The 10,883-nt window shown below is 42.6% G+C and carries 11 protein-coding genes and 1 pseudogene; 9 read left to right on the top strand and 3 right to left on the bottom strand.

All coding sequences use genetic code 11. The features are described from left to right. Positions 1-132: 132 nt before the first annotated feature. Positions 133-570, bottom strand: a pseudogene (locus VRK_RS17570) (site-specific integrase); the annotation flags it as partial. Positions 571-786: 216 nt separating this feature from the next. On the opposite strand from VRK_RS17570, the gene VRK_RS21100 reads away from it, so the two are divergent. The 3 genes from VRK_RS21100 to VRK_RS21095 all read left to right on the top strand — a co-directional run bounded on the left by VRK_RS21100 (position 787) and on the right by VRK_RS21095 (position 2,011). Further along, complete coding sequence (locus VRK_RS21100) at positions 787-954, top strand: hypothetical protein (protein ID WP_157371995.1); 168 nt, start codon at positions 787-789, stop codon at positions 952-954. A 719-nt stretch (positions 955-1,673) separates the two neighbouring features. After that, positions 1,674-1,865, top strand: coding sequence for a hypothetical protein (locus VRK_RS17555; RefSeq protein ID WP_059122832.1), 192 nt, complete (start codon positions 1,674-1,676; stop codon positions 1,863-1,865). Then, the gene (locus VRK_RS21095; protein WP_157371994.1) at positions 1,865-2,011 is read left to right on the top strand and encodes a hypothetical protein; all 147 of its coding nucleotides are present in this window, start codon (positions 1,865-1,867) and stop codon (positions 2,009-2,011) included. The genes VRK_RS17555 and VRK_RS21095 overlap by 1 nt, the downstream gene beginning before the upstream one ends. 22 nt (positions 2,012-2,033) lie before the next feature. Here the strand turns inward: VRK_RS21095 and VRK_RS17550 are convergent, their stop codons facing one another. Beyond that, positions 2,034-3,083, bottom strand: a complete 1,050-nt coding sequence (locus VRK_RS17550; protein ID WP_059122831.1) for a hypothetical protein — start codon at positions 3,081-3,083, stop codon at positions 2,034-2,036. A gap of 39 nt (positions 3,084-3,122) precedes the next feature. Further along, on the bottom strand, positions 3,123-4,202 hold the full coding sequence (locus tag VRK_RS17545) for a site-specific integrase (protein ID WP_059122830.1): 1,080 nt from the start codon (positions 4,200-4,202) through the stop codon (positions 3,123-3,125). Between the two features lie 108 nt (positions 4,203-4,310). Between VRK_RS17545 and dusA the strand changes: the two genes are divergently transcribed. The 6 genes from dusA to VRK_RS17515 all read left to right on the top strand — a co-directional run bounded on the left by dusA (position 4,311) and on the right by VRK_RS17515 (position 10,482). Then, on the top strand, positions 4,311-5,315 hold the full coding sequence (gene dusA, locus VRK_RS17540) for a tRNA dihydrouridine(20/20a) synthase DusA (protein WP_059122829.1): 1,005 nt from the start codon (positions 4,311-4,313) through the stop codon (positions 5,313-5,315). Positions 5,316-5,471: 156 nt separating this feature from the next. After that, on the top strand, positions 5,472-5,675 hold the full coding sequence (locus tag VRK_RS17535) for an envelope stress response protein PspG (RefSeq protein WP_157371993.1): 204 nt from the start codon (positions 5,472-5,474) through the stop codon (positions 5,673-5,675). Between the two features lie 131 nt (positions 5,676-5,806). Then, positions 5,807-6,043 (top strand): hypothetical protein, encoded by a 237-nt coding sequence (locus VRK_RS17530; protein WP_059123215.1) that lies wholly within the window; start codon positions 5,807-5,809, stop codon positions 6,041-6,043. A gap of 83 nt (positions 6,044-6,126) precedes the next feature. Next, positions 6,127-7,980, top strand: coding sequence for an assimilatory sulfite reductase (NADPH) flavoprotein subunit (locus VRK_RS17525; protein ID WP_157371992.1), 1,854 nt, complete (start codon positions 6,127-6,129; stop codon positions 7,978-7,980). Continuing rightward, a complete protein-coding gene (gene cysI, locus VRK_RS17520; RefSeq protein WP_059122826.1) occupies positions 7,980-9,713 on the top strand; it encodes an assimilatory sulfite reductase (NADPH) hemoprotein subunit in 1,734 nt (577 codons plus the stop codon). Before VRK_RS17525 ends, cysI begins: the two co-directional genes overlap by 1 nt. Then, on the top strand, positions 9,706-10,482 hold the full coding sequence (locus tag VRK_RS17515; protein WP_059122825.1) for a phosphoadenylyl-sulfate reductase: 777 nt from the start codon (positions 9,706-9,708) through the stop codon (positions 10,480-10,482). The genes cysI and VRK_RS17515 overlap by 8 nt, the downstream gene beginning before the upstream one ends. The last annotated feature ends 401 nt before the right edge of the window (positions 10,483-10,883 follow it).

Raw genomic sequence — 10,883 nt, 5'->3', positions numbered from 1 at the left:
AAAATCATGGCACTCGGTAATGTTTTGTGAGTTTTGTGAGTTTTGTGTGTTTGGCGACAGATCAGATCGCACAAACGCTACCGAGTTCCCTTCAATTTTTATCTGCCAGTGATCTACATTTAGGAACAGCTATTTAGCCTTTTTCATCACTGAACGTAGGTATGCAATATCGTGGTAAATTGTAGCTGGTTTGGCTCCTGCTGCTTTCCTGTTACGACAGTGATCGATTAAGTCACTTGTTTTTAGCTGATTACTTTCGAGTCGGGCAATGTCGCAATCTCTCAGCATACGAATTACATATTGTTTTGTGCGCCCTGTTTTATCCCATAAATCTCGATCATTCATGTACATATCGATTAGTACGGATAGTGGTACGGATTTTTGAATTTGGGGAGTTGGGTCTTCTAACTCATCAACTCGTTTGCGTCCATAAGTGCGGGCTAGCTCTCTTTTTCTGAATGTTTTGGATTCTCTGTGTATAATCGCGGAATTCTTTTTTACGATAATGTCAGCAGTAAAGCGAACTTCTCCGCTTTTCAGCTTACGTTTTTTGATGCTAAATGATGCCATTGTCCTACTCTTTTGATGCGTACTATATACGTACTGATAAAAGGAATTGGGCGCGATTTTAGTAAATTACTGTATATTTAAACAGCACCTTGATTTTATGAGAACCATGATAAAACCTGAAAATACTAGTAAATACATACCTAACCGCTTTTCCGTCGCCTCCATTCTTATCGGCTCGTATGAAGTAATGCGAAACGAGTTTAAGGATAAGTAATCATGGCGACAGTTCAACACGTTCTCGATAACACGGCTTACATTCAGATTACGACTGGCGCAGAACTGGCAAGAGTCAACCATTTAGCTGGTGATGCAGTGAAATATGTTCAAGCTGCGGCACTGCCTGCCGTAGATGCTCCGCATATGGCATTAACTCGCATTAATTAGGATAAGTTATTTTCTGGCTTGGTGGGTGATACTACGACTGAATATGTCTATGCGATTGCTACTACGGCCAACGGCGCAACAATCAGCGTTACTGAAAAGACGGCATGATATGCCGAGTTTAAATCCGATTCTTAATCAAATGATTGTCGCTGACGTTGTAAGTTCAGCTCGATGGTATCTGTATTTTGACGGAAACTCCCATGTAACTATTCCAGAAATTAAACTTACAGGTGATTGGCGGGTTAGAATGAAGTTTGCATTTCTTAGCTGATCAGAAGGTGGGTATCTTTTCGCTGATCAGAATGGCGGTGATGGGCGTGCGTGTTTCTGGGTTGGTGGGTTATATGTACAAAATATATTTTTAACTCTTGGGGCAGATGTTTGGAACGAGATTGTATCTGGGCGAGTGGTTGATTTTATATTGGAGAGAAAAAATGATGTGTTGTTTTCGTATTTGAACGGCGATAAGAACGACAGAACCGCCGGAGCAGCTACAGCTGAGCCAGTGATCAATTCGATAGGTGCTCGTTGGGGGACTAGTACATCAGTGCCAAATTTTTCAGGCTACATTTTAAACATGGAGTTTTATTCTCAGTTATCTGGTGTCGACTTAAAGTGGACGTTTAACGTGCCATATACCGAAACGTTTATAGATTCAGTTAACGGTATGATTGCGACTGGCTACAATTTCCAAGAGTCAAGTTTTACTAGGGGGATGAATGCGTGATTTAAAATATAAGTTTGTTAACTATCTAAATTACAAAAATAATTATGAAGATTGCTACCCATTTGCTCCATCAAACCTTGATAGAACAGAGTTTTTAATCTGTGGTGTGGGTGATCTCAATGAATCACAAATGAATGCTTACAAGGTTGCGAACTGGCCGAAACCAGATGAAGAGGTGCTCTGATGGATGCTCTTATCGTTGCGGCGGTTACTAGTGTTGCTTCAAGTATTGCCACTGTGATTACTATTAGGACGGATATTGGTTGGATTAAGCGGATTTTAGACCAACATGATCGGCGGATTGATAGCTTAGAAAAAGAGCGAGTGTGATACTCGCTCAGTATTTGAGTCTTTAAGTGACGTTTAATATATAGTAAATATAGTTACCCGCTACGCCAGCCAAAATAGCTAGAATATATCCGCTTCCTTTTTTTAGAGCGTACCATTTGTCCTTTTTCTTTCGTTTCTCAGTTCTGCGCTGATCCTCGGCTGTTATGCTTATAAATGCTGGTTTATCAAATTCAAAAGCAAATAGTGTGTAAATTGCTATTAAAGCTGCAGCGGTGAAGGCCACACCTTGATACCAAGCATATTGAGTTGAAAAGGAATGAAAAGGATTGCCAAGCTCTATTAATAAGTCAATTTTTTTATCAATATCAAAGGATTGTAGTTTATCCATATCTATCCCAGTCGATGTTACTAACTTTAGATAGTCGCTTTCTACGATTTTGCTTTTTATATAATCTGGTATGATGATTCCAGAAAAAAATATAAATAGAGCAATAAGCGGAATAGCTTTTTCAAAGAAACTAGAAATGGTACTTTTTTCGATAAAAACAGAACTTACTTCTTTTTCGAGTATAGCCTGAATATCATCTCCCCAAGTTCTTTCAGTATGAGCAATTTTGAAGTTGATTAATCCATCATGATTGCTAGTTTCTTTTCTCATGACAGCATTACCTACTTTCAAGAATCTAGTGCTATCTGAAAAGATAGTTAAAGTTATCTCCTGTTTTTCTGGGGTTGGCTTATTTGGAAATTGAATCAAATATGTCCATATGATGCGGAGACTTTTCGTTGTTACTTTCTTGGTTTCATGAAAATGCAAAAAGCTATCTAGGTCATTTAACTTTCTATGAGGGGCGTCTCGATACCTGAATTCAACGGAAAAATCTACTAATGGAGCATTAGCTTGCTGTTTTATTCTTTGATCTAAAACGTGATGAAGATTTTGAAGCCATTCTAAATTAACTTCGAACGCGCCAGTTTTAGATTGTTCTATGGTTTCGGGTTGTCCTAATAAGTTTGTAATAAAGTCGCCAAAATCTTTCTTTTTGATAGGAACTTTATAATATTCAGTTTCTGCTTCTTCAGGAATAGCAAGAATTACCTCATTTGTCATGGTCTAGCCTCAATCTGTTGGGATGAATAATACTTTCAATTACTGGGGACTTATAAGCTTATTATGTAATTTATGTGGGAAAAGTTGCGTATAAACTTGCCACAGTATATTCAAATTTCTGTGTCCTGTAACCTGTGCAACTTCCTCAATTGAATAGCCTTTCTCAAAAAGTCGACTAGCTCCCTCACGCCTCAAATCGTGATAGCGTAAATCTTCAATACCCAACTGGTTCCTTACTCGCTGAAAGCCAGCCGTTACACTACGTGGATTGTAAGGAAAAATCAGCGGTGTAGCTCTTGGTTGTCTCATAGCTATATCGAATGATTCAGCCAGAAGTGGAACAATCATATGATTACCGGCTTTTTTACGTGGGTCTTTTCTATCGCGAACTAAAACGGTTTTGTGTTCCTTGTTGATATCTTCCCAACGTAGTTTGCAGACTTCACCAATTCGCATACAGGTTAGTATGCTGAAATCGAGTATATCGAGAAAAGGTATTCTGGTTTTCCCGTTCGGCCTAAAATCTTGCCGTTCTTTTAGTCCGTCTTTGAGTCGGTCTAGCTCGTTAGTGGTCGGGCGGCGTGTTCGCTTATCACTTTTACCAACAAGCCCCATATCGATCAGTACCGGTACGGCTTCTTCAAAAATGGCATAGTTGGCGTCTATGTTGAAAACTGGTTTTGCCTTTCTCATTACCGATCGAAAATAAGCAATATCGTGATAAATCGTTTGGGGTTTGGCTCCTGCTCCTTTGCGGTTGCGACAGTGCTCTATAAGGTCACTGGTTTGGAGTTGGTTACTCTCGATATTGGCAATATCGCAATCCCTCAGCATTTTGATTACATACTGTTTGGTTCGGCCGGTGTTATCCCATAGGTCGCGGTCATCCATAAACATATCAATCAGTATCCCTAGGGGTACCGTTTTTTTAATGCCTAGTACCCCTTCGGCTTCTAATTCAGAGACTCTTTTAATACCAAATGACTTTGCGAGCGCTTTCTTTTTAAAAGTCTTCGATTTTCGGTGTATAATCTGGGAATTCTTTTTAACGATTACCGTTGTTTTGAATCTTAATTCACCGCTTTTTAGTTTGCGGGTTTCTATGCTGTAGCTAGCCATGTTGTCCAACTCCAAAAGGGGTACTTATAGGGGTACTATATGAAGGAATTGGGCTAAATTCTAGGAAATTGACGGTAATTTGTGATGTATAAAAACTGAGGTTTATCAATGCCTATACTTGATCCTACAAGTGATTACAAAGCTAATCGTTTTTCCATTGCCCCCATGCTTGATTGGACTGACCGTCACTGCCGCTACTTCCATCGGTTGCTGACTTCGCAGGCGCTGTTGTATACCGAGATGGTGACGACAGGGGCGATTATTCATGGGAAAGGCGATTTTCTGGCTTATAACCATGAGGAGCATCCGGTTGCTTTACAATTGGGTGGTTCGAATCCACAGGATCTGGCGACTTGTGCAAAATTGGCTGCTGAACGTGGCTATGATGAGATTAATCTCAACGTCGGTTGTCCGTCAGATCGCGTCCAGAATGGCCGGTTTGGGGCATGTTTGATGGCTGAGCCTCAGTTGGTTGCTGAGTGCGTGGCTGCGATGAAAGCAGAAGTCAATATCCCGGTGACCGTGAAAACAAGAATCGGCATTGATGAGCAGGATTCTTATCAGTTTCTGACCGATTTCGTCACAATTGTTGCTGAACAAGGTGGCTGCGAACAATTTACGATTCATGCACGTAAAGCATGGTTGAATGGTCTGAGCCCAAAAGAGAACCGGGAAATTCCACCGTTAGATTATCCCAGAGCCTATCAGCTGAAACGAGATTTCCCCCATTTACAGATTGCTGTTAATGGAGGCATCAAAAGCCTCGAAGAAACTAAAGCTCATCTTGAACAACTTGATGGGGTGATGATCGGTCGCGAAGCATATCAGAACCCATATCTGCTGGCAGAAGTGGATCAACAGATTTTTGGCTTGGAAACGCCGGTGAAGAAGCGTTCTCAGGTTGTCGAAGAGATGTATCCATATATTGAATCGCAATTATCGCAAGGCGCTTATCTCGGACACATCTCTCGTCACATGATCGGACTGTTTCAGAATATGCCCGGTGCCCGACAATGGCGTCGTTATATTAGTGAGAATGCGCATAAGAAAGGCGCAGGAATCGAAGTGATTCAAACAGCACTATTGAAAATCCCTGAATCTTTAAATGTGTAAATTTGACCTGAGATTCGTCAGATTGACCAATTGTCAGTCAGCGATTTGGCATAGAGTTACTCTGAGGCTCGGAAAATCAGTGAGTTCAGGCTGTGTGGAGTTGGCCTGATTTCTGCTTACTCATAGAAAATAAAGCTGGAAAAATAAAGGAAAACTATGATGGTTGAAGTGCTGTATTTGTTGATCTTTGCTGGGGTGTTGTTTTTTACGGGGGTGACACTGTTTGGTGTCATGTTGTCGATTGGCGTGTCATTCTTGTTTATTTTGGCGTTTGGCATGTTCGCCATGTTTATTAAGATGCTGCCTTGGTTACTCGTGATTATGCTTGGCATTTGGTTATTGAAGAAGTTTGCACATTAATATTTCATTTAGTTATTAATATCTGTTTTAATATTTTATTTTTATATAATTGTCGGGAAAAGCTTAACTTTTCAACCATCATCTTCCATGATGAAATGAGCGTGTTGGCGATCAACATGGAGGAACAAGAGATGACGCTTGAAGAACTGAGAGCCCTGTATCGGGAAAACCTTCTGGTGGAAGCGATTGTCGAGCCTTTTTCTGACAATGGGATGTGGATTGTCGAATTCAGACACGCCGATGGACCTTTTATTCTGTTAACCGATGAAGATGGTGAAGAGTGCCATTACACCAATTTAGATATGGCTTCTAAGTCAGCAATGGATGTCGGTTTTAAACATGTCAGGATCGAATCTCTAGAGTTGTAGCCTTTCTTACTCCCAAAAGTTATAAAACATTCTCATCTATTCTTTCTTGTTATTAGTGAGCTTGGTTACTCTATCGTCATGCAATGAATAGGGAAGTCGTGACGATGTCTTCAGCAAATAACAATATTTCTAATAACAGTGGATTATTTTCTAGCCCACTCAACGATACGCAACTCAGTCAGTTGCAACATACTGTTTCACAATTGTCGCCGCAACAATTAGCTTGGGTAAGCGGATATTTCTGGGGCTTGAGTCAATCTTCGGCTGGTGAGGTTTCCGGTGCAGTGACGATGTCTCCGCTCGCGGCAGCAAAACCGGCTGATAAACTCACCATTATTTATGCTTCGCAAACCGGAAACGCGAAAGGGGTCGCAGAAGCGCTGGAGCATGAGGCGCAAGCACAGGGGCTTCCGGTACAGATTTTTGATGCCAGTGACTACAAAGGTAAAGATCTGGCCAAGGAAACACATGTTGTCATCGTGGCTTCAACGAATGGTGAAGGTGAAGCGCCCGATAATGCCCTTGAGCTACATGAGTTTTTGCAGTCCAAAAAAGCACCGAAACTACCGAATCTGCAATATGGCGTGATTGGTCTGGGCGATTCAAGCTATGAGTTCTTTTGTCAGACGGGTAAAGATTTTGACGCTTTCCTCTCTAAATTGGGCGCTAAACCGTTTTTGGAACGAGTGGACTGCGATGTGGACTATGACGCTCCGGCTGCCGAGTGGCGTCAAAAAGCGTTGGGGATTCTCAAAGAATCGATGTCGGAAGGGCAAGGCGAGGTGGTGCCGTTACCGATTCAACCCGCGGCAAGTGCTTCTGCCGAATTTACTAAGCTGAAACCATACACCGCGACGCTGCTGACCAATCAGAAAATTACCGGACGCGATTCAGGCAAAGATGTCCGCCATATCGAAATTGATCTTGAAGGTTCAGGGATCACTTATCAACCGGGCGATGCGTTAGGGGTTTGGTATGAAAACGATGCGGAGTTATCCAGTCAGATTTTGAGTTGTGTCGGATTATCTGGTGTGGAGAGTGTTGAGGTTGATGGTGAAAGTATTTCGATTCACAGTGCTTTAATTCATCAGTTTGAAATCACTTCCTCTAATCCTCAGTTTATTACTCGGTTGTCTGAATTGTCTGAATTGGCATTCTTGAAAGAACTTGTCGAAGACAAAGATAAGTTGCGTGAGTATTCAGCTCATACACAGATTATTGATGTGTTAAAACAAGCCGCTGTGCAGTTATCGGCAGATGAGTTGGTGGGACTATTACGCCGCTTGACCCCTCGTCTTTATTCGATTGCATCCAGTCAAAGTGAAGTCGATGAAGAAGTTCATCTGACGGTCGGGGTGGTTGAATATGATCAAAATGGCGAAGCCCGTCAGGGAGGAGCCTCCGGATTTTTGACGCATCGTCTTGAAGAAGGCGAAAACGTCAAAGTTTTCATTGAGCATAATAATAACTTCAAACTTCCTCATGATGATGATACTGCGATTATCATGGTAGGGCCTGGAACGGGTATTGCGCCATTCAGAAGTTTTATTCAGGAAAGAGATAACCGTGGCGCTTCTGGTCAGAGTTGGTTGTTCTTCGGTGACCGGACATTCACACAAGATTTTCTCTATCAGGTCGAATGGCAGAAATATCTGAAATCGGGGGCTTTAACTCAGATGGATGTTGCTTTTAGCCGCGATCAGGCAGAAAAAGTTTATGTTCAGCACCGTCTGCTGGAAAAAGCTGGGCAGGTCTGGGATTGGCTCCAAAATGGCGCTTATCTCTACGTTTGCGGTGATGCAACCCATATGGCGAAAGATGTTCATGAAGCTTTGATTACCATTGCCGAACAGCAAGGTGGCTTTGGTCGGGAACAAGCTGAAGAATACGTCAATGAACTCCGTAAAGCGAAGCGTTATCAAAGGGATGTCTACTAATGAGTGCAAATCAAGAAAGCAAAGACCAAGAAGTATTAGGGCAAGTGTTGGGGCCATTGTCTGATAACGAGCGCCTGAAAAGAGAGAGTAATTTCTTACGTGGTACGATCACACAAGATCTTCAGGATCCGTTAACTGGCGGATTTACAGCGGATAACTTCCAGTTGATTCGTTTTCACGGTATGTATCAGCAAGATGATCGTGACATTCGGGCTGAGCGAACTAAACAGAAGCTTGAGCCGTTACATAATGTGATGCTTCGTGCACGAATGCCTGGTGGGATTATTCAGCCACAGCAATGGCTTGCTATCGATCAATTTGCTACGGAACATACCATGTATGGCAGTATCCGTCTGACGACCCGGCAAACCTTTCAATTTCATGGCGTACTGAAGCCTCAAATTAAAATGATGCATCAAATGCTCAATCAAATCGGAATTGATTCGATTGCCACTGCCGGTGACGTGAACCGTAATGTACTGTGTACATCGAACCCGGTTGAATCTGAACTTCATCAGGAAGCCTATGAGTGGGCGAAGAAGATCAGTGAGCATTTACTGCCGAAAACACGGGCTTATGCTGAAATCTGGCTTGATGGCGAAAAACTGGAAACGACGGACGAAGAGCCGATTCTGGGCAGTAACTATCTGCCTAGGAAGTTTAAAACAACCGTTGTCATTCCGCCTCATAATGACATTGATGTGCATGCCAATGATTTAAATTTTGTGGTGATTGCTGAAGCTGGCAAGTTAATTGGGTTCAATGTGCTGGTGGGCGGTGGTTTAGCGATGACGCATGGTGATACATCAACCTACCCTCGTCGTGCAGATGATTTTGGGTTCATTCCGCTGGAAAAAACACTGGATGTCGCAGCCGCAGTTGTTTCGACACAGAGAGATTGGGGCAATCGTTCTAATCGTAAAAATGCGAAGACCAAGTACACACTCGATCGTGTTGGTATCGATGTATTTAAGGCTGAAGTTGAAAAAAGGGCCGGCGTCAATTTTGCAGAAAGTCGACCTTATGAGTTCACCAGTCGTGGTGATCGCATCGGATGGGTTGAAGGAATTGATGGCAAGTTCCATCTGACTCTCTTTATTGAAAATGGTCGGTTACTGGATTATCCGGGTAAGCCATTAAAGACGGGCGTCGCTGAGATTGCGAAAATCCATCAGGGAGACTTCAGGATGACGGCCAATCAAAACCTAATCATCGCTGGTGTGACAGCTGAGCAAAAAGAGCAGATTGAATTGATCGCCAGAGCACATGGTCTGATGGACGACAGTGTGAGTGAGCAGCGCAAGAACTCAATGGCGTGTGTATCATTTCCGACTTGTCCGCTCGCGATGGCTGAAGCTGAACGTTTCTTACCTGAATTTGTAACTGATGTTGAAGGTATTCTGGAAAAACATCAGTTAGGAAAAGATGAGAACATTATTTTACGGGTAACCGGCTGTCCGAATGGATGCGGTCGCGCCATGCTCGCTGAAATCGGGCTCGTCGGTAAAGCCCCGGGACGCTATAACTTGCATCTCGGTGGAAATCGGGCCGGGACTCGAATCCCGAAAATGTATAAAGAAAATATTACTGAACAACAAATATTAGCGGAGATCGACCAACTGGTAGGGCGTTGGGCGATAGAGCGTAATGACGGCGAATATTTCGGTGATTTTGTGATTCGCAGCGGAATCATTGAAGAAGTCGTTGTCTCAAAGAGGGATTTTTATGCCTGATAGTGTGCTATATCGGCCACAACTTTCTGAGTTACTCAACATGACCAAAGTGGAGCAGTCGCTCCACTTGGCCGAATTGAACGGGTATCTGGAAAGTTTGTCGGCGCAGGAACGGATCGTTTGGGCGTTTGAGAACTTACAAGGAACATTTGCAGTCTCTTCTAGCTTCGGGATTCAAGCTGCATTGATGTTACATATGGTTTCTCAAGTTAAAAATGATGTTCCGATTATCCTGACTGATACGGGATATATGTTTCCCGAAACATACCAGTTTATTGACTTGTTGACGGAAAGACTGAACCTGAACCTGAAAATCTATCGTGCGGAGCATACGCCTGCATGGCAGGAAGCCCGTTACGGGAAATTATGGGAACAGGATGTTGAAGGGATTGAGAAGTATAATCGACTCAATAAAGTGGAGCCGATGAGAAGAGCACTGAGAGATCTAGAAGTTGGAACTTGGTTCTCCGGATTACGTCGCGAGCAGTCGAAATCTCGTGCCAATCTGCCGGTGCTTGCAGTCCAGAACGGTGTATTTAAATTCTTGCCCGTCATCGACTGGACAAATAAAGATGTTCATTATTATTTGAAAGAATATGATCTGCCTTATCATCCGCTATGGGATGAAGGTTATCTCTCCGTCGGTGATGTGCACACAACTCGAAAATGGGAACCGGGCATGTCAGAAGAAGAGACACGCTTCTTTGGCTTGAAAAGAGAGTGCGGTCTTCATGAAGATAATGGCGAAGCCGATGGTTCTGGTATTTAATCTTCACTGAATGAAAAAGCTGCGATTGCAGCTTTTTTTATCTCTCATGAATATCTCAAAAGGATAATTCTGTGGATAACTTGTGATTTATCTTTGAGTAAATGGGTATAAATAAGCTGTTGAAGGATTATTCAGCGATTAACCGGTATTTTTGCATTTTTTGTAAAAAAAGACTTGCGGATGTGAACTGGATCTCTATAATGCGCTCTCGTTGACAGGCAAGGCTTCTACGGAATTTGAGCCACGTTGACAAGGTTATAAGAAAGGCAGATAAATCTGAAAAAAAGTGTTTGACACCAAGATTTATCCCGCTAGAATGACCGCCTCTTCGAACGGAGAACGTTTGGAAGAATCGCTCTTTAACAATATAGACCAATCAATCTGTGTGGGCACTCGTCGAT

This window comes from Vibrio sp. MEBiC08052 (assembly GCF_001506075.1).
GTDB lineage: Bacteria > Pseudomonadota > Gammaproteobacteria > Enterobacterales > Vibrionaceae > Vibrio.
This window is presented reverse-complemented; position numbering and strand designations above follow the sequence as displayed.

Excerpts from the sequence above, each read along its gene's own strand:
- cysI (WP_059122826.1), top strand. The coding sequence starts at position 7,980 with ATGAGTGCAAATCAAGAAAGCAAAGACCAAGAAGTATTAGGGCAAGTG.
- dusA (WP_059122829.1), top strand. The coding sequence starts at position 4,311 with ATGCCTATACTTGATCCTACAAGTGATTACAAAGCTAATCGTTTTTCC.
- VRK_RS17535 (WP_157371993.1), top strand. The coding sequence starts at position 5,472 with ATGATGGTTGAAGTGCTGTATTTGTTGATCTTTGCTGGGGTGTTGTTT.
- VRK_RS21095 (WP_157371994.1), top strand. The coding sequence starts at position 1,865 with ATGGATGCTCTTATCGTTGCGGCGGTTACTAGTGTTGCTTCAAGTATT.
- VRK_RS17515 (WP_059122825.1), top strand. The coding sequence starts at position 9,706 with ATGCCTGATAGTGTGCTATATCGGCCACAACTTTCTGAGTTACTCAAC.
- VRK_RS17545 (WP_059122830.1), bottom strand. The coding sequence starts at position 4,202 with ATGGCTAGCTACAGCATAGAAACCCGCAAACTAAAAAGCGGTGAATTA.
- VRK_RS17530 (WP_059123215.1), top strand. The coding sequence starts at position 5,807 with ATGACGCTTGAAGAACTGAGAGCCCTGTATCGGGAAAACCTTCTGGTG.
- VRK_RS17555 (WP_059122832.1), top strand. The coding sequence starts at position 1,674 with ATGCGTGATTTAAAATATAAGTTTGTTAACTATCTAAATTACAAAAAT.
- VRK_RS17525 (WP_157371992.1), top strand. The coding sequence starts at position 6,127 with ATGAATAGGGAAGTCGTGACGATGTCTTCAGCAAATAACAATATTTCT.
- VRK_RS21100 (WP_157371995.1), top strand. The coding sequence starts at position 787 with ATGGCGACAGTTCAACACGTTCTCGATAACACGGCTTACATTCAGATT.
- VRK_RS17550 (WP_059122831.1), bottom strand. The coding sequence starts at position 3,083 with ATGACAAATGAGGTAATTCTTGCTATTCCTGAAGAAGCAGAAACTGAA.